This is a genomic window from Alteromonas ponticola, assembly GCF_012911815.1.
In the GTDB taxonomy this organism is placed as follows: Bacteria; Pseudomonadota; Gammaproteobacteria; order Enterobacterales; family Alteromonadaceae; genus Alteromonas; species Alteromonas ponticola.
On sequence record NZ_JAATNW010000007.1, the window covers coordinates 78,593 to 95,217 of the forward strand.

Below are 16,625 nucleotides of genomic sequence, written 5' to 3' on the forward strand. Positions count from 1 at the left end.
AAGCGGAAATGATCCCGGTAATCCAAGGCGTGTTAATCAAATCCACACCAGTTTAGCCGCCAACCCGATAAGTAACACACCCATCACCCGATCCAGCCAGTATCCTTTGGTGCCGATCAAATTCGCAACTTTACTGGTACTGAGTAAATAGGACAGGAAACAGAACCACACCCCTGTGGCAAAAGCCAGATAAACACCGTAAAACGTTTTTACAGAAAGCGGGGTATCAACACTAATTATTGCGGTAAACAGCGAAAGAAAAAATAATGTGGCCTTAGGATTGAGTCCATTGGTTAGAAATCCAATCCACAGCGCCTTCTTAGTGCTGATTTGGGCACGCTGAATATTACCATCGGCTGCGCTTTGGTTTAGCGGATTTGGCCCGCCCGGCCCACTGCGCAAAGCACCGTAGGCTAAATATAACAAATAGGCTGCAGCCAGGTAACTGATAGCAGCATATAACCAGGGCGTTGTTTTAATGACCACGCTCAGCCCAACCAGTGAATAAGCCACGTGCAACAAGATCCCCAGACCAATACCGATGCTGGTCCAGATGGCAATACGACGACCAAAGGCTACACTGTTACGGACCACTATCGCAAAATCCGGTCCGGGGCTGGCTACCGCCACCAGATGAACCAGTGCGATAGTAATAAATTCATCTAACCATGGCATGGGCTACTTATCCTTCCAAGACTGTAACAGCGCGGCAACAAATTCAGGCACCACTTTAGATGCATGGCCGTGTATCGATTGATTAAAGCTGGTATGTTGGTCGCCAGGCTCCAGGTTCAGTTCTACCGTGTCGGCACCAAATTCATTGGCAATCTGAACAAAGCCCGCCGCAGGATAAACCTGTCCGGAGGTACCCACCGAGATAAACAAGTCTGCCTGACTTAGCTTGTAATATATTTCATCCATTTGCATTGGCATTTCACCAAACCAGACGATATCTGGTCGTAATGGGCTTTGTGGCGCACAGCAGGAACAGCGGTCAGCAGCACTAAAGTCATCGTCCCAGGGAATTGCTTTGCCACTTGACAGGCACCTCGCCGAACGCAACTGTCCATGCATATGAATAACCCGTTCACTGCCTGCCCGTTCGTGTAAATCATCAACGTTCTGGGTGATCAGTATAAATTTATCGCCCAGTTGCGTTTCCAGCTCTGCCAGCGCGTAATGCGCTGCATTTGGTTGTACTGCCGCTTCCTGTAGCTGTTTACGTCGCATATTGTAGAAATGATAAACCAAGTCCGGATTGGTCATGAACGCCTCAGGCGTAGCTACATCTTCAATGCGAAAGTTTTCCCACAGGCCACCACTGTCACGAAACGTTTTCAGCCCCGATTCAGCCGAAACACCTGCGCCGGTTAATATCACCACGTTTGGCAAATCAGTCACCCAGGGTCTCCACCGGGCAATCTTCACAACTACCCCACTCGGTCCACGAGCCATCATATATGCTGACCTGCTTAGCACCGCACATCAGTGCAGCCATGCCGACAATACAGGCCGTGACTCCAGAGCCACATAGCACAATGATAGGCTGATTGATGTTGATGCCAAACCGGGTAAAGGTTGCGGCCAATTGATCAACGGGTTTAAATTTGTCGTTTTCCAGTAATTGCGTAAAAGGTAAATTAATGGAATCTGGCACATGACCACTGACCACCCCTGCCCTAGGTTCTTTGGCTTTGCCAGCAAACCGCTCACGACTTCTCGCATCAACGATTTGTACCGGCGAAGACATTGCCTGTATAACCGTTGCTTTATCCACAAACCAGGTGGATTGAAATTTCGCTTCGTACAAGCGGTTGCGTCCAGGCGAGGCCGGCTCGGCATTCAACGTCAAGCCATTTTGTTTCCAGGCAGGCAGTCCGCCGTTTAATACCGTGACTGACTCGTGTCCCAGAGATTTGAGCATCCACCATACACGTGGCGCACTGAAAATGCCTTTGTCATCATAAACGACCACCGGGGTTGAGATTGCAATACCGAGCGAGCCTAAATAATGGCTTAGAATCTCGGTAGACGGTGACATGTGCGGTAGCGCTGATGTTTTATCACTCCCTTGCCCTTCCAAATCAAAGTTTCTGGCTTGAGGCAGGTAATCATGATTAGTGGGCGCACCTTTTTCAGCAAATGGATCTTTCATCACTGCACGCAGCAGAACAACACGGGTTGTATACAGCTCATCGTTTAGCTGTTTCGGTTCAATAAGGTATGAATCCATTTGCATACTCAGACTTAGTGATTAAAGTGACATCATACCGTTGGGATTACACTGCTGTACAGTGCTCAGGTCGCGTTCAATTGATTGGATATATCAAAAATAATGGGTTTTATGCCGGCAATGATAAACTCTATCGCAATGACCATAATGATCAGCCCCATCAATCGCATCATTACTTTGATACCCGTATCACCGAGCAGCTTTATCAGCGCGCTGGCAAAATACAGTACCCAATAAGTAATAAATAAAACCAGAAAAACAATTGAGAACAACACGATCTGATGTTGGAAATTAAACGCGTCATCCATCAGTACAATGGCGTTGGTTAAGGCCCCGGGACCGCAAATCATGGGAATAGCAAGTGGTGTAACCGAAATATCCTCTACGTAGCTTTTCACGTCGTCCTTGCCCACTTTGACCCGGGAAAGTCTGGCCTGCAGCATATCCATACCCATGATCAGAAAGATAATGCCACCTACAATACGAAAACTGTCAACAGAAATATGAAAAAAAGCAAACAGCAGCTGGCCACCTAGTGCGAAACAGGAAATAGTGATAAATGAAACGACCAGTGCTTTTCTTGCGGTTTTTATTCTTTGTTGAGCGCTTAATTCCGATGTCAGTGTCATGAATATCGGCATCACACCTAAGGGGTTAATCAATGTGAAAAAGGAGGTAAAACACAGCAGTGCATAAGGCAACAAGTCTTGCATAACAACGCCTGTTGTAACAGAGTCTAAAATTTAGGTGAAAGTGTACCAGCTATGATAAGTCGCTGAAATAATTATTGTAGTTGGGCACTCAAATTGCCTTTGTAGACAACTTCTGGGATCTGCAAATACAAACGAGGTGACCAGTTGGTGCGCTCCTGTTTAGATGAAAACGCACCTTTGGGAACAACCCGTGGAGGCTGTTGCGGAACTATACTCAAGCGCCCTTCGTTATTGCGCTGCAACATAAACTTGTTGACTTGGATTGCATCATTGCGAGTGTCATTAAGCGCCACATATACCGCTATCAACTTGCCTTCCTGCGTTACGCAGGTGACTTCAGGTGAATCAGATTCGTTGTCATAAAAGGGAAACACATACAAAGATTTATACAGATAATGTTTTTGAACATAGCTGCTGTCCACAAACTTGATAAGCTGTTCATTCAATTCACTCACGCGTTTTTCATTTAACGCACCTTGTTCATGGTAGGTGGCTTCAGAAAAACGACTGACAAAATTGATGGCGTCATTCGAGGACGCATTTAACGGGCATGAATATTTGTCTTTTACGCTTGGCTCCAGATTGACGACCTCGGGTAACTCACGCGACTCGGTGGGCGGTTCGCTCACAATATCTTCTGCAGGTACGTTTGCTTCAGGCATGGCCCACTCTTTAAACTCGGTCATCGAGCAAGAACATAAATACAATGCTGTCAGTAAAACAAAAAACCTCATTTACATGCCTTTGACATTACTTGCTACTTATCACTTTTCACGTATAACTTTTTTAATTTGTAATCTTTCAATTTAACTTAACGTTACGCTAACTTGCCCTTTTGTCAATATTGGAGGGTGATTTGGGGTATGTGTACGCATAAGTGACTGCTTGTGATCGCATTAATCTGAATCAGCATGAAAGTAGCTTTTATCAGCAGTTACCCATACGGATGAAACAACAATTATGCACACTTTAATTATTGGATTATGTTTTGGTACTTAAAAAAGAAGCTTTATGAAAACGATTTCGGCTCGGCTCAATTTCCCGTCAAGATGTAAGCTTAAGGAATATTGAGCTTTCTGACGGCTTTCACTCAATTGAAAGTTCGTTTTAGTAGATAACGGGAAGTGTGATCAAAAAAGTAATTATTGTCTTTCCCATAGATTTCAAATTCGTGAGTACGGTAAAGTTTTAGTGCGGCTGCGTTTTGTGGTGCAACCGTCAACACCAATTCTTTTGCCGCCGTGGGCTTGTATTCATCGATTAAATGTTGAACAAGCTGATTGCCGATACGCCGGCCCCGATGAACCTGTTTCACCGCTAGCGATAAAATCCACGCCTGTCCGTTCACACTGATGTCACTACCGTAAATGTAGCCAGCAGCTTGCTCATCAACTGTTGCGATAAAAAAAAAGCGTGATGATAAATCATAGAATTGGCGAAAGACGAACAAAGGATAACCATTTTCGTTAAAGCAATCTGTTTCTACTCGATGGATATCGTGTAAATCATCAAGGGTGACGCGACGAATTATAATTGCCACTTATTTTCTTACTCTTATCAGTTGCACTGTTACTCATGAAAACACACCAATCTTATTAGCACAAAATCGGCTAGATCTTTAATCTGGCAAAGTACTCCCGCAGCACACGAGCATGATTCTTTTCTTTATTTTTTGATCCATACAAAAGAACGATAGTTGAACTGCTCACGTCATTTAACTGCGACTTGATTTGATTCTTTTGTTTGCTAAGTTGGTGTAAATATTTTTTTCGGAAGGCTGCCCACTTGGCGGGTTCGTGATCAAACCATTCTCGTAATTCATCATCGGGTGCAAAGTTCTTCCACCAATCATCAAGTTTGGCCTGGCTTTTAGATATACCGCGAGGCCACAATTTATCTACTAGAATCCGATAGCCCGACGGACAGTCATCTTCATAGATTCGATGAATTTTGTAGTTCACTTCAGATGCCCTCTTGTTTACAGTTTCCTCTCCCAAAAGCCGGTCTTTTTAACCACTTCGAATTTTGCCCAACTACGGAACTCATCCACCGTACATTGCTCGCTCTTTTTAAGCGTGTTACCGGCAACGGTTTGGTAAGTAAGCCTGTGTTTCCTGCTTTTTCCTGATGAAACATCGGTTACATATCGTATAGACCAGTTTTTACCTAATTGCCCGTTACTGTAAAATCGCCCTATCGCAATCGATTCTGGATGATCAGTCCCTTTTTCGGCATTTTGTTTTGCCAGTTCAAATAATTCAACCCAACTTTCTTCTGTAATATCAATAAACGAGTCATGCTGATTGACAGCGGTGATAAAGTCCTCAAGCGTTATTTCCGACTTACGCATACTAGGCGCTATGCGAGGTAATTCATTTCGTAAGTGAAACAGATGGGCAGGATAAAGCCGCCATCGAAACGGATAGTTCAGTGCTATCGCCAGTACCACCATGAGCACTCCACTAAACAGCACCGGAAACAATGCATAGTAATACCCCAGACTTTGTATTGTATCTCCGCCTAACACTGCGCTAAGCGCTGTTGCACCGCCCGGAGGATGCACACAACGCAAATAATTCATTAATAAAATAGCTCCTCCGACTGCAAAACTGGCTGCAATTACAGAAGAGTCGATATATTGACTACAAAAAACGCCCACTAGCGCGCTGAAAAAGTTTCCGCCGATTACCGGCCAGGGTTGTGATAAGGCACCGTGCGGTACGCTAAACAAGAGTACGGCAGTCGCAGCAATAGGAATCAGCATAAAATAATCAATGTAGGACATTGAAAATGTGTAGACCACTGTTTGGCTAACCACATAGCAAGCAAGATATAACAGGCCTATTCCTAATGCTCCTGTCAGGCCAGACACCACTTTTTCTTTTAGTGATGTTGTACCGCGAGGAATGCCAGCATAGAGTCTAAGCTCGGCAATGAAAGCTTGAAGCATTTGCAAGAGTATACTTTCCAAATAAAGACGGATTTAACTTTAGCTAAATACTATCAAAACTATAAAAGATGAGATAATTAAAGTTGATCAGGGATAATATCAATGTGTCTGATATTACTAGTAAAATTTAAGCGTGTCGATGGTCGCTGCAGTTCGTTCGATTCGCTTCCTCAGTACTTCAAAGTCAATGCACTACGTGCGCCTGGAAACATAACTCGTTCAATGTTGGAAAAATCTGGCAATTGGGGAAATGATATAGGATAGTCAGAACTAAAAATGGTGCCCGGGGCCGGACTTGAACCGGCACACTCTAACGAGCGAGGGATTTTAAATCCCTTGTGTCTACCAATTTCACCACCCGGGCATGGGCTTGTCTAACGACAATGAGGTGTGGCTTGGATGCCTGTCTGCGAAGCAGATTAATGGAGGCGGAACCCGGAGTCGAACCGAGATCCACGGATTTGCAATCCGCTGCATAGCCATTCTGCCATTCCGCCGAATTGGAGCGGGAAACGAGACTCGAACTCGCGACCCCAACCTTGGCAAGGTTGTGCTCTACCAACTGAGCTATTCCCGCACTCTTTTTGTGACTGTAACAGCGGCTGAAGTGATAAACCTGCGCAACCTGCCAAGCACCTTGGCAATCGCTATCGCGACGAGGTATGTGCACTACCAACTGAGCTATTCCCGCACTCTTTTTGTGACTGTAACAGCGGTTGAAGTGATAAACCTGCGCAACCTGCCAAGCACCTTGGCAATCGCTGTCGCGACGAGGTATGTGCACTACCAACTGAGCTATTCCCGCACTCTTTTTCGTTCGTAGCAGCGGTTTAAGTGTTTACACTTTCTAACCAAACTAGTTCCGAACATTGAGTAACTTACGTTACAACATTTGAGCTAATTAACAATTCGGTAACCCGCTTCAAATGTGGGGTGCATTCTACCGTTAACACCTAAACTGTCAATACAAAAAACCGATTAATTTTGTCTTTGCGAACTGTTTGCTAATTTTTTATTCAGTTTGATTGAAGAAACAACAGTTTTAAGACGCGCCGCCTGATTTGAGGTGTTTACCTGCTGCGGCTGAATACACCACCATTGACCACAATGATAACACGGCAGCAATATACAGCAAGATGTGCCCCAGTGTTACCCAATAAATCGGAATCCCCATGAAGGTTTCCAATTCAGATAGTAACCCAATCAAGGCTAACATTTGAGCCATTGTCTTCGCTTTGCCGATGAAAGAAACTTTAACCTGTGCACTCATTCCTATCTGCCCCATCCACTCCCGCAATGCAGAGATATAGACTTCTCTTACCATCAGGATAATGGCTGGAATAGTGATCCACAACGATTGATATGAATGCGTGATCATCAGCAACGCAGCAGCGACAATCAGTTTGTCGGCCACCGGATCTAAAAATGCGCCAAACGGGGTACTCTGCTGTAATTTACGTGCCAGATAACCGTCTATCCAGTCAGTTATTGCTGCTAACCAGAATATAAACGCACCAGCCTGTTTTGCCCATTGCCAGTCAAGAAAATACACGACCACAAATACGGGGATAAGAATGACGCGAAATAGGGTGATGATATTGGGTACTGTCCACATAGTTACATCTTTGTCAGCGTACACGGCTGTCCTTCTTTTTGTTCGGCTATCAGATTAACGCAATTTCGATTGCATCAATAGTGCTTTATAAGTGCAAATGATCATAAATCGTTTCTGCCAGTTCTTTACTGATACCCGGCACATTCGCAATTTCATCTTTACTGGCCTTTTTAAGCCCTTGTAAGCCACCCATGAATTTTAGCAATACCTGGCGGCGCTTGGCACCAATACCCGGAATGCCTTCGAGGCTGGACGTGGTTTTAACTTTTTGGCGACGGTTGCGATGGCCACTGATCGCAAATCGGTGTGATTCGTCTCTGATATGTTGAATTAAGTGTAGCCCGGGAGAATGGGAATCAAGCGCCAGGGTTTCATGCGAACCCGCCAGGATCAGCGTCTCCAGGCCGGGTTTGCGGGTGGTACCTTTGGCTACACCAATCAGAAGAGGCTTTGCCTCTTCTGGCCAATCGTCGAAGAAATTTTCTGCTTGCGCTAACTGCCCTTTACCGCCATCGATAAACAAGATGTCAGGAATTTTGCTGACTTCTTTCACATTTTTGTATCGACGTTTTAATGCCTGCGCCATCGCCGCATAATCATCACCAGGGGTGATGCCCTCAATATTGAACCGGCGATAATCGCTTTTGAGCGGCCCCTCGCGGTTGAATACGACACAAGATGCCACGGTTTGTTGCCCGGCGGTGTGGCTGATATCAAAACATTCCATGCGTTGAATGGGTAAATCACGCTCCAGCGCTGACTCTAAATTTATAAACCGAGCGAGTATAGATTGCTGTTTGCCAAACTGGGCTTCTAACGCCGATTCGGCGTTTTTTTGCGCCAATTGCAGGTAGCGGCGTTTTTCTTCCCGCGCACCACGAAACAGTTTTACCTTGTGTTTTGCCTCGTGAGAAAGCAAATCGATGATGGCGGCTTCATCTGAAAGAGGCGAATTGAGCACAATTTGCTTGGGAATGATTTTGTTACCTGCCAGATAAAACTGCAAAAAGAAGGATTCAAAAATTTCTTCGTGTTCGGTATTCGCAGGAATTTTGGGGAAATAGGCTTTACTGCCCAACAACTGGTTATCGCGAATAAACAGCACCTGAATACACGCCATCCCGCCCTTTACCGCAAAGCCAAACACGTCCATTTCGTCCAGTGTTCCGGAAACCCACTGACGCTCCTGCACTTTTCTTAGCACATTGATCTGATCACGGTAACGTGCGGCAGCTTCAAAATTCAATGACTCACTTGCCCGCTCCATCCTTTCAACCATGGTGGCAATTACCTGCTGGTTTTTCCCCTGTAAAAACAAACGCGCCAACGAGACTTGTTCCTGGTAGTCTTCATCACTCACATACCCCTTTACGCAGGGAGCAGAACAACGCTGCATTTGATACTGCAGACAGGGACGGCTACGCGCTCTGTAGTAACTATCCTCGCACTGTCTTACTGGAAAAATACGTTGCATGGAACGTAAACTTTCTCGCACTGACCACGCGCTGGGATAAGGGCCAAAATACTCACCTTTCTTTTTCTGCGGGCCACGGTGAAATGACAATCGGGGATGCTCATGCGCCGATAAAAAAATGAAAGGATAGGATTTATCGTCTCTCAACAGGACATTATAACGAGGCTTGTATTTTTTAATGAAATTGTTTTCGAGCAAGAAAGCTTCGGTTTCGCTGTTAACCACCGTCACATCCATATTGGCAATTTGGCTGACCAGCGCCCGAGTCTTGGCATTGTCTACCTTCATTCTGAAGTAGCTGGATACCCTGTTCTTTAAATTTTTTGCCTTTCCAACATAGATAACGTCACCATCCTGGTTATACATTCGATAGACACCAGGCTGGTTTGAGAGATGCTTTAAAAATTCGTTTGCGTCAAATTCTGACATGCAGCTTATAACTGTTTACAGTAAGTTTGGATCGATGAGTTTATGGCGTAACGCCAGATGCGTAAGCTCGACATCAGTGGAAATTCCCAGTTTTTCAAACATGCGGTAACGGTAGGTATTCACGGTTTTAGAGTTAATACTTAATTCAACCGCAATTTCTGGCACTTTCTGTCCCCGGGTAATTCGCATGGCAATATTAAGCTCACGCGTTGAAAGACCATCGAACGGGTTATCAGAATCTGGGGCAATTCGACTGATTGCAATGCTTTGCGCGATATCTTGCGGCAGATATTTTTGGCCCGCCGCGACTTTATAGATAGCCCGAATCACTTCATCGGGTTCAGCATCTTTGGTAATAAACCCATAAGCGCCTTGTTGCATAACCTGAGCCGGAATGGGGTTTTCTTTGTGCATAGATAAGCATATAACGCGTGTATTTTCAGACATACGCACTACTTTTTTAGTCGCTTCCAAGCCTCCCATGCCTGGCATGTTTACATCCATGAGCACCACATCAGGTGCGTTTCGACGGCACAACTGGACAGCTTCTTCACCGTTTCTAGCCTCGCCTATAACGGTAAAATCCACTACGTCTTCAAGAATTCTGCGAATTCCGTTGCGTACCAAGTCATGATCGTCTGCTAGGAGTATTTTGATCACGTTTTATGCTCACTATTTTGATAGTGTTTAAACTTCGTTTTTCATCATAGCACGTTCGTTCAAACTGTGAAGCGTTCAATGTTAGACTTTTGTCTATCATAGTGAACGTTGCCGGGGAATACATAGTAATAAGAAATTTACCCAAAGGACACCCGTGTATGCCTTACAAAACCAAACAGGAATTACCCGACGCGGTCAAAGATAACTTACCCTCACATGCGCAGGACATTTTTAAAGAGGCGTTTAATAGTGCCTGGGATGAATACAAAGACAAAGATGACAGACGCGGCAATGACAGCCGCGAAGAAGTCGCCTTCAAGGTTGCCTGGGCCGCCGTGAAAGAAAAGTACCATAAAAACGCCGATGGAAAATGGGTGAAATCCTGAGAACACATTCAGTATTCTGAAAACAAAAAAACCGCACAAAGGTGCGGTTTTTTAGAATGTGGCGGAGAGTGAGGGATTCGAACCCCCGGAAGGTTTGACCCTTCGCCTGATTTCAAGTCAGGTGCATTCAACCGGACTCTGCCAACTCTCCGTGAAGTGCTGCGTATCTTAATGAAATTTTTCAGCCTGTAAAGGGTTAATTTTAAAAAAAAGAACTAACTGCCTGAGAATTAACCATTACGATTATTTTTACAGCTTGTTACACAAATATTTAGCTTATTGACGCCGCGGTTTGTCGAAAACACTTGAAAAAAGTAACCAAAAGCCATACAAATGCTGTAATAATAGTTATGACCGTTGTGGTCGTTTTAGTGTGTCCAGTTGGAGAATATAATGGATCAACGTTCGATGTATGCAAGTGCATCTCAGACATCTGTACTGCAGACTAACAAAGTTTTGCGCAACACCTACATGTTACTTGCCATGACACTGGCATTCAGTGCTGTGTGTGCAGGTATCGCTATGGCGGTTGGCATTACTCCTATGATGTCTCTGGTTATGACAATTGGTGCATTTATCACCTTATTTGTCGTTCACAAAAAAGCTGATTCAGCATCAGGTATTTATTGGGTATTCCTGTTTACTGGGTTGATGGGCGCCTCACTAGGCTACACGCTTAATTTCTACATCGGCGTGGCGGGCCCAGGCCTGATCATGGAAGCTCTGGGTGCAACAGCGTTAGTTTTTTTCGCGCTGTCTGGCTATGTGCTAACCACGAAGAAAGATTTTTCTTTCCTGGGTGGCTTCCTGATGGTCGGTTTAGTGGTTGCCATTATTGCTGGTATCGCTAACATCTTTTTTGCGATTCCTGCGGTAAGCCTGGCGTTAAGTGCGGCGATCGTGTTCATCATGTCTGGTTTAATTTTATTCGATACCAGCCGTATCATTCACGGTGGTGAAACCAACTACATCAGAGCAACAGTTTCACTTTACCTGAACATCTACAACCTGTTTGTGTCAATGCTTCACTTACTTGGCGCATTCGGCGGCGATGATTAATATAATCAGAATACCTGATTTGGAGAAACACCCCTTTTAGGGGTGTTTTTTATTTGTATGCTAACTTACTCAATGTTGATAACCAGCGCACCTTATGACGGTGATCGTATTCGCAATGCACAACAATTTGCGCATGCGTTGGTGGATAACCCTGAAGCAAACCTGCTGAATATATTTTTTTATCAGCGAGGCGTGTTGAACGCGAACTGCCTTGGCATCCCCCCCTCAGGTCGATTCAATGTCTACAAGGGGTGGTGTGAGATTGCAACCAGAGGTGTTATATCGTTGCAAGTTTGCATTACTGCCGCTGGCAAGCGCGGCATAATCAGTCAGCAGGAACAGGACGAAAACGACCTGCCCGGTCATACATTACAAGCTCCCTTTCAACAAACGGGATTAGCGGACTTTTTTACGCAGTTACACGATGCGGATAGATTGGTGCAATTCTAATGGCTACTATTCTTATTCGGATGGTTAACGCGCCTTACGGCTCCAGTGATGCAGAGGAAGGCTTGGATTTTGCCATTTCTGCCACCAATTTCGGCCATGAGGTGCTGATGTTATTTGAAGGCAATGGGCTTTATCAATTGTTAAAGGAACAGCAGCCTGATGATATGACAAATCAGGTAAAACGTTTATCCGCATTGCCTTTCTTTGATATTGAGGATTGCTTTGTGTGTGAGGAAAGCTCAAGTTCGTTAAGTGTATCGCTCAGCGACTTAGCCGATTTCGTTTCACCGGTGTCGGGTGACGAGAAAATCGCACTATTTAGCCAGGCTAATCACGTGGTCACCTTCTGATGCTGTACGTAATCAGATGTTCCTCACTTGCAGTGTGGCAGCAGCAAGCACTTAAGAAGCTCACCGCTAATGACAGTGTGGTTTTTTCTGAGGATGGCGTTTATCTATTACGAAATGGAATTAGCACTAACAGCGCCACCCTTTATGCAGTCAAACAAGACTGCACAGCACGAGGCGTCAAGTTCGCACAGGCAGAACTTATCAACTACGAACAGTGGGTTGAGCTGAGCACCCACCATCAACATTGGTTAAACTGGTAATGCAGCAAGCGTATTTTTTTATCTGGCAGGAACAGCAAATAGAAGTGGATAAGGCCGGTTATTTACTTAATTACAAAGATTGGCGCGAGGAGATGGTTCCCGCACTTGCCGAGCAGGAAAATATCACCCTTACCGACGCTCACTGGGAAGTAGTGCACTTTGTCAGAGCCTTTTATCTTGAGTTTGAAACCAGCCCTGCGATTCGGGCACTGGTTAAAGCAATGGCAGCAAAGCTGGGCCCTGAGAAAGGCAATAGCCGGTATTTACAGCGGTTATTTCCTAAAGGACCAGCAAAACAGGCAACAAAACTGGCAGGTTTACCTAAACCTGCCAAATGTCTTTAGCTGTTGGCCATGTTCGTATGAGTGTCAGGGCACTCAACGCCCTGGCTTATTTAGCGGTTGCGCGAAGCTCGCTGATCCCGCCCATATAAGGCAGTAACACTTCAGGTACCTTCACCGAACCATCCGCTTGCTGATAATTTTCCAGTACTGCAACTAACGTTCTACCCACGGCTAAACCAGAACCGTTCAGAGTATGCAGCAATTCAGGCTTTTTACTTTCTGGGTTGCGATAACGCCCTTGCATCCGACGCGCCTGAAAATCCAGCATGTTTGAACACGACGAAATTTCTCGATAGGTGTTCTGAGCTGGTAACCAGACCTCAAGATCGTAGGTTTTGCATGCGCCAAAGCCCATATCACCCGTGCACAGTAACATCTTACGATATGGCAGGTTCAGCTTTTGTAAAATAACTTCGGCATGATTAGTTAACTCTTCCAGCGCCTCAAAGCTTTTGCTCGGCTCAACTAATTGAACCAATTCGACTTTGTCGAATTGATGCATTCTGATCAAACCACGGGTATCACGCCCGTAGGAGCCCGCTTCACTGCGGAAACATGGCGTATGTGCGGTCATTTTCACCGGCAAATGTTTTGCCTCGAAGATATGGTCGCGCGCTACATTAGTAAGCGGAACTTCAGCGGTCGGAATAAGTGATAGGCGCTGACCTTCTTCCGTCGCTGGCTCAGTATGGAATAAGTCTTCACCAAATTTAGGTAATTGCCCTGTACCCAGCAAACTGTCGGCATTGACCAGATAGGGCACGTAGGCTTCTTCATAGCCATGCTCTTGTGTATGCACGTCGAGCATAAATTGTGATAACGCACGATGCAGTCTGGCAACCTGCCCGCGCATAAACACAAAACGACTGCCAGACAACTTGACTCCCGTCTCGAAGTCAGCCCCCTGATCCAGATCATGGGCAATATCTACGTGATCTTTGACTTCAAAGTCAAAGGTGCCAGGCTCTCCCCAGCGGGACACTTCCTGGTTTTCTTCTTCGTCTTTACCCGCAGGAACGGATGCGTCGGGCAAATTGGGAATACCCAATGCAATCTCCTGAACCTGTTCAAGAATCTCAGACAATTCTTTCTTTGCACTGTCCAACTCATCACCTAACTTACCTACTTCGGCAAGAAGAGGCGCAATATCCTGTCCCTGTGCTTTGGCCTTACCAATTGACTTACTGCGTACATTGCGTTCGTTTTGTAGGTCCTGCGTTTTTATCTGTAAGCCTTTACGCTTTTCTTCCAGCGTTTTTAAATGCTCAACGTCTAAGGTAAAACCCCGGCTTTTCAGTCGCATTGCCGTGTTTTCAATGTCTTCTCGTAAACACTTAGGATCTAACATGTATCTTCTTTTATCCTTTAACTAATAAGATTGCCGTCCAGCCAGCTAACAGGCAGGCGAATACATTCAACAGTATATTTATCATTGCCTTTTCCCATAAACCATTTTCAAGTAATGTCAGCGTTTCCAGGGAAAAAGTTGAAAAAGTGGTGAACGCACCAAGCAGGCCCACACCGACAAACGCTCGATGCGGAAATTCTGCCCAGCTGCCATGCTCTATTAAACCGTACACGATAGCCAGTAAAAACGAGCCCACTACATTTACCGTGAGTGTACCAAATGGAAATTGTTTTCCAAAACAGGAATCCACTGTATTGGTAACAAAATAACGTAAACAAGCTCCTGCGGCGCCGCCAAAAGCGATATACACATACAAAATCAGGGTCGAATTCACGCTAACACCGCTTATTGGTGCTGCCGCGGTTGAGCTCATCCAGAAAATCACGTTTTGCCTTCAAGGCTTTTTCAAGGCCACGCTCGTTTGGTTGATAAAATCGCGTTTGCACTAATTCCGGCGGTAGATAACATTCTCCTGCTGCAAAAGCATTCGGTTCATCGTGTGCATAACGATAGCCTTTTCCAAACCCCTGCTCTTTCATCAAACTGGTAGGGGCGTTACGCAGATGGTTGGGCACAGGATAATCAGGCGCTTTGGCTACCATCGCTTTGGCCTCATTGAATGCTTTGTAAACCGCGTTACTCTTAGCCGCAAGAGCACAATACACTGCAGCCTGGGCTATGGCACGTTCGCCTTCCGCAGGACCCACGCGATGAAAAGTATCCCACGCATTCAGACTGAGCTGCATCGCCCTCGGATCTGCATTACCTATGTCTTCAGAAGCAATTGCCAGTAGCCGGCGTGCCACATACAGCGCATCGCCTCCCCCGTTGAGAATCCGTGCATACCAATAAAGTGCAGCATCAGGGTCAGAACCTCGTACGGATTTATGAAATGCCGAGATGAGGTCGTAAAAGGCATCACCTTGTTTGTCATAGGCGGCAATTTTCTGGCCTACGGCCGATTCCACATCACTTAAGCTTATTACATTGTTTTCTGCAAAATCGGCCGCTAGCTCTAAATAAAACAGCAGACGTCTTGCGTCACCTGCGCAGGCAACCAGCAATGCAGCTTGAGCGTCTTCCTGCAAAGAAAGGGTTAATTCACCCAATCCTTTTTCCGTGTCGCTCAGAGCACGATTGAGTAAACCAGCTAACGCCTGCTCGCTAAGTGATTGTAGAATGTAAACTCTGACTCGCGAAAGTAACGCTTTGTTGAGTTCAAACGATGGGTTCTCGGTGGTCGCACCGATTAACGTCACCGTACCGTCTTCTACAAACGGCAAAAAAGCATCTTGCTGACTTTTGTTAAAGCGGTGAATTTCATCGATAAATAAAATCGTACGTTGCTGATAGCGGGCATCCTGGGTGGCTTTATCCATGGCCGCACGCACCTCTTTTACCCCGGACGTTACCGCTGAAAGCTGAATTACATTGGCGTCGCTATACTGGGCAATGAGTTGCGCGAGCGTTGTCTTGCCGGTGCCTGGCGGGCCCCATAGCACCATGGAGTGGCACTGTCCGGCAAGCAGCATTTTCCGTAACGGTTTACCCTCGCCAAGAATGTGTTCCTGACCTACGTACTCGTCAACGCTTTGTGGCCGCATTCTGGCGGCCAGTGGTGTATAAGGCAGGGAGGACGGCTGACTCACCGCTGGTCATCAACCGTGAAAGAATCTGGATAGTTGGGCTTAAACATATCATCTACTACAGAAAATCGTGTCTCAATGTTCGCAAACTTTAATTCACTGGTTTGTTCCTGCGCATCGATCATGGTCAAACCAACCAGCTCATCATCTTTAAATCTCAGCGTTAAACGTTTTATCTGGCCTTTTTCCGCCTTTGGCGTAACCACAAACCTGTCTGCGTCAGGCAGCTTTTTAATGGTAAACTGTGCCCAGGCTTCATCACTGGTATTAGTCAGTAAAATAAACGGGTTATCGGCGACGATCTGGCTTTGGTTCATAATCGTAACCTGCTCGACGAATTGGTCGATGTTCCACACACTCTCACCATCTGCAATTAACAGCACCTGGTCAGGGTCATCGGTCTGCCAGCGCAATTTATCGGGTCTGGCCATTACCAGCCGGCCTGCTGACTGATGCACTACTTCCTGATTACTGTCTTTAACTACCTGCTCGAAAGAAGCGCGATATTGCTCCATGCCCGCTAATTTTTGCTTTAGCAAGGTATCATCATTATTAGCTGAACTGGTGAAACTCAGCATTATCATGCTAAGACCTATCAATCGAAACAAATTTACCATAATCGTCCTATCTGCTTTTCCCAATTCTGAG

21 protein-coding genes and 4 tRNA genes are annotated in these 16,625 nt (G+C 45.6%); 6 read left to right on the plus strand and 19 right to left on the minus strand.

Translation table 11 applies throughout. The features are described 5' to 3' along the window. Positions 1 to 36 precede the first annotated feature (36 nt). The 14 genes from HCJ96_RS13500 to uvrY all read right to left on the minus strand — a co-directional run bounded on the left by HCJ96_RS13500 (position 37) and on the right by uvrY (position 10,074). The gene (locus HCJ96_RS13500; protein ID WP_169211606.1) at positions 37 to 675 is read right to left on the minus strand and encodes a LysE family translocator; all 639 of its coding nucleotides are present in this window, start codon (positions 673 to 675) and stop codon (positions 37 to 39) included. Positions 676 to 678: 3 nt separating this feature from the next. After that, positions 679 to 1,401 carry a Sir2 family NAD+-dependent deacetylase gene (cobB, locus tag HCJ96_RS13505; RefSeq protein WP_343034722.1) on the minus strand — a complete coding sequence of 241 codons (723 nt, stop codon included), beginning with the start codon at positions 1,399 to 1,401 and terminating at the stop codon, positions 679 to 681. After that, positions 1,394 to 2,233: a sulfurtransferase gene (locus HCJ96_RS13510; protein WP_169211608.1), complete on the minus strand. Its 840-nt coding sequence runs from the start codon at positions 2,231 to 2,233 to the stop codon at positions 1,394 to 1,396. The genes cobB and HCJ96_RS13510 overlap by 8 nt, the downstream gene beginning before the upstream one ends. 65 nt (positions 2,234 to 2,298) lie before the next feature. Further along, entirely contained in the window at positions 2,299 to 2,946 is a 648-nt protein-coding gene (locus tag HCJ96_RS13515) for a MarC family protein (RefSeq protein WP_169211609.1), read from the minus strand. 71 nt (positions 2,947 to 3,017) lie between these two features. After that, positions 3,018 to 3,680, minus strand: a complete 663-nt coding sequence (locus HCJ96_RS13520; protein WP_169211610.1) for a hypothetical protein — start codon at positions 3,678 to 3,680, stop codon at positions 3,018 to 3,020. 356 nt (positions 3,681 to 4,036) lie between these two features. Next, positions 4,037 to 4,486 carry a GNAT family N-acetyltransferase gene (locus HCJ96_RS13525; RefSeq protein ID WP_169211611.1) on the minus strand — a complete coding sequence of 150 codons (450 nt, stop codon included), beginning with the start codon at positions 4,484 to 4,486 and terminating at the stop codon, positions 4,037 to 4,039. 70 nt (positions 4,487 to 4,556) lie between these two features. After that, a complete protein-coding gene (locus tag HCJ96_RS13530; RefSeq protein WP_169211612.1) occupies positions 4,557 to 4,907 on the minus strand; it encodes a DUF488 family protein, N3 subclade in 351 nt (116 codons plus the stop codon). Positions 4,908 to 4,924: 17 nt separating this feature from the next. Continuing rightward, a complete protein-coding gene (locus HCJ96_RS13535) occupies positions 4,925 to 5,896 on the minus strand; it encodes an HPP family protein (protein ID WP_169211613.1) in 972 nt (323 codons plus the stop codon). A 277-nt stretch (positions 5,897 to 6,173) separates the two neighbouring features. Further along, positions 6,174 to 6,260, minus strand: a tRNA-Leu gene (locus HCJ96_RS13540). A gap of 59 nt (positions 6,261 to 6,319) precedes the next feature. After that, a tRNA-Cys gene (locus HCJ96_RS13545) sits at positions 6,320 to 6,393 on the minus strand. A gap of 4 nt (positions 6,394 to 6,397) precedes the next feature. Further along, positions 6,398 to 6,473: transfer RNA gene (locus tag HCJ96_RS13550), tRNA-Gly, on the minus strand. A gap of 465 nt (positions 6,474 to 6,938) precedes the next feature. Continuing rightward, the gene (pgsA, locus tag HCJ96_RS13555) at positions 6,939 to 7,511 is read right to left on the minus strand and encodes a CDP-diacylglycerol--glycerol-3-phosphate 3-phosphatidyltransferase (RefSeq protein WP_169211808.1); all 573 of its coding nucleotides are present in this window, start codon (positions 7,509 to 7,511) and stop codon (positions 6,939 to 6,941) included. Positions 7,512 to 7,596: 85 nt separating this feature from the next. Then, entirely contained in the window at positions 7,597 to 9,414 is a 1,818-nt protein-coding gene (gene uvrC / locus HCJ96_RS13560; RefSeq protein WP_211162831.1) for an excinuclease ABC subunit UvrC, read from the minus strand. Positions 9,415 to 9,429: 15 nt separating this feature from the next. Beyond that, the gene (gene uvrY, locus HCJ96_RS13565; protein ID WP_169211614.1) at positions 9,430 to 10,074 is read right to left on the minus strand and encodes a UvrY/SirA/GacA family response regulator transcription factor; all 645 of its coding nucleotides are present in this window, start codon (positions 10,072 to 10,074) and stop codon (positions 9,430 to 9,432) included. A 158-nt stretch (positions 10,075 to 10,232) separates the two neighbouring features. Between uvrY and chaB the strand changes: the two genes are divergently transcribed. Continuing rightward, complete coding sequence (chaB, locus tag HCJ96_RS13570) at positions 10,233 to 10,460, plus strand: putative cation transport regulator ChaB (RefSeq protein ID WP_169211615.1); 228 nt, start codon at positions 10,233 to 10,235, stop codon at positions 10,458 to 10,460. 59 nt (positions 10,461 to 10,519) lie between these two features. Here chaB and HCJ96_RS13575 read toward each other — a convergent pair. Further along, positions 10,520 to 10,611, minus strand: a tRNA-Ser gene (locus HCJ96_RS13575). A 242-nt stretch (positions 10,612 to 10,853) separates the two neighbouring features. On the opposite strand from HCJ96_RS13575, the gene HCJ96_RS13580 reads away from it, so the two are divergent. From HCJ96_RS13580 to HCJ96_RS13600, 5 genes are read left to right on the plus strand one after another with little or no spacing between them, the layout of a single operon-like run. Beyond that, entirely contained in the window at positions 10,854 to 11,519 is a 666-nt protein-coding gene (locus HCJ96_RS13580) for a Bax inhibitor-1/YccA family protein (RefSeq protein WP_169211616.1), read from the plus strand. Between the two features lie 57 nt (positions 11,520 to 11,576). After that, entirely contained in the window at positions 11,577 to 11,969 is a 393-nt protein-coding gene (tusD, locus tag HCJ96_RS13585; RefSeq protein WP_169211617.1) for a sulfurtransferase complex subunit TusD, read from the plus strand. Beyond that, positions 11,969 to 12,319: a DsrE family protein gene (locus HCJ96_RS13590; protein ID WP_169211618.1), complete on the plus strand. Its 351-nt coding sequence runs from the start codon at positions 11,969 to 11,971 to the stop codon at positions 12,317 to 12,319. Before tusD ends, HCJ96_RS13590 begins: the two co-directional genes overlap by 1 nt. Continuing rightward, positions 12,319 to 12,579: a sulfurtransferase complex subunit TusB gene (tusB, locus tag HCJ96_RS13595; RefSeq protein WP_169211619.1), complete on the plus strand. Its 261-nt coding sequence runs from the start codon at positions 12,319 to 12,321 to the stop codon at positions 12,577 to 12,579. The genes HCJ96_RS13590 and tusB overlap by 1 nt, the downstream gene beginning before the upstream one ends. Further along, positions 12,579 to 12,923, plus strand: coding sequence for a TusE/DsrC/DsvC family sulfur relay protein (locus HCJ96_RS13600; RefSeq protein ID WP_169211620.1), 345 nt, complete (start codon positions 12,579 to 12,581; stop codon positions 12,921 to 12,923). The genes tusB and HCJ96_RS13600 overlap by 1 nt, the downstream gene beginning before the upstream one ends. 46 nt (positions 12,924 to 12,969) lie before the next feature. Here HCJ96_RS13600 and serS read toward each other — a convergent pair whose 3' ends face one another. From serS to lolA, 4 genes are read right to left on the minus strand one after another with little or no spacing between them, the layout of a single operon-like run. Further along, entirely contained in the window at positions 12,970 to 14,271 is a 1,302-nt protein-coding gene (gene serS / locus HCJ96_RS13605; RefSeq protein ID WP_169211621.1) for a serine--tRNA ligase, read from the minus strand. Positions 14,272 to 14,281: 10 nt separating this feature from the next. Beyond that, the gene (gene crcB, locus HCJ96_RS13610; RefSeq protein WP_343034723.1) at positions 14,282 to 14,665 is read right to left on the minus strand and encodes a fluoride efflux transporter CrcB; all 384 of its coding nucleotides are present in this window, start codon (positions 14,663 to 14,665) and stop codon (positions 14,282 to 14,284) included. Position 14,666: 1 nt separating this feature from the next. After that, entirely contained in the window at positions 14,667 to 15,935 is a 1,269-nt protein-coding gene (locus tag HCJ96_RS13615) for a replication-associated recombination protein A (protein WP_169211810.1), read from the minus strand. 41 nt (positions 15,936 to 15,976) lie between these two features. Next, positions 15,977 to 16,561, minus strand: a complete 585-nt coding sequence (gene lolA / locus HCJ96_RS13620) for an outer membrane lipoprotein periplasmic chaperone LolA (protein ID WP_169211623.1) — start codon at positions 16,559 to 16,561, stop codon at positions 15,977 to 15,979. Positions 16,562 to 16,625 lie beyond the last annotated feature (64 nt).

Coding starts and splice junctions, on each gene's coding strand:
- HCJ96_RS13510 (WP_169211608.1), bottom strand. CDS start 2,233: ATGGATTCATACCTTATTGAACCGAAACAGCTAAACGATGAGCTGTAT.
- HCJ96_RS13615 (WP_169211810.1), bottom strand. CDS start 15,935: ATGCGGCCACAAAGCGTTGACGAGTACGTAGGTCAGGAACACATTCTT.
- pgsA (WP_169211808.1), bottom strand. CDS start 7,511: ATGTGGACAGTACCCAATATCATCACCCTATTTCGCGTCATTCTTATC.
- tusD (WP_169211617.1), top strand. CDS start 11,577: ATGCTAACTTACTCAATGTTGATAACCAGCGCACCTTATGACGGTGAT.
- HCJ96_RS13500 (WP_169211606.1), bottom strand. CDS start 675: ATGCCATGGTTAGATGAATTTATTACTATCGCACTGGTTCATCTGGTG.
- HCJ96_RS13600 (WP_169211620.1), top strand. CDS start 12,579: ATGCAGCAAGCGTATTTTTTTATCTGGCAGGAACAGCAAATAGAAGTG.
- HCJ96_RS13580 (WP_169211616.1), top strand. CDS start 10,854: ATGGATCAACGTTCGATGTATGCAAGTGCATCTCAGACATCTGTACTG.
- HCJ96_RS13515 (WP_169211609.1), bottom strand. CDS start 2,946: ATGCAAGACTTGTTGCCTTATGCACTGCTGTGTTTTACCTCCTTTTTC.
- serS (WP_169211621.1), bottom strand. CDS start 14,271: ATGTTAGATCCTAAGTGTTTACGAGAAGACATTGAAAACACGGCAATG.
- chaB (WP_169211615.1), top strand. CDS start 10,233: ATGCCTTACAAAACCAAACAGGAATTACCCGACGCGGTCAAAGATAAC.
- uvrC (WP_211162831.1), bottom strand. CDS start 9,414: ATGTCAGAATTTGACGCAAACGAATTTTTAAAGCATCTCTCAAACCAG.
- HCJ96_RS13535 (WP_169211613.1), bottom strand. CDS start 5,896: ATGCTTCAAGCTTTCATTGCCGAGCTTAGACTCTATGCTGGCATTCCT.
- tusB (WP_169211619.1), top strand. CDS start 12,319: ATGCTGTACGTAATCAGATGTTCCTCACTTGCAGTGTGGCAGCAGCAA.
- HCJ96_RS13590 (WP_169211618.1), top strand. CDS start 11,969: ATGGCTACTATTCTTATTCGGATGGTTAACGCGCCTTACGGCTCCAGT.
- lolA (WP_169211623.1), bottom strand. CDS start 16,561: ATGATAATGCTGAGTTTCACCAGTTCAGCTAATAATGATGATACCTTG.
- HCJ96_RS13520 (WP_169211610.1), bottom strand. CDS start 3,680: ATGAGGTTTTTTGTTTTACTGACAGCATTGTATTTATGTTCTTGCTCG.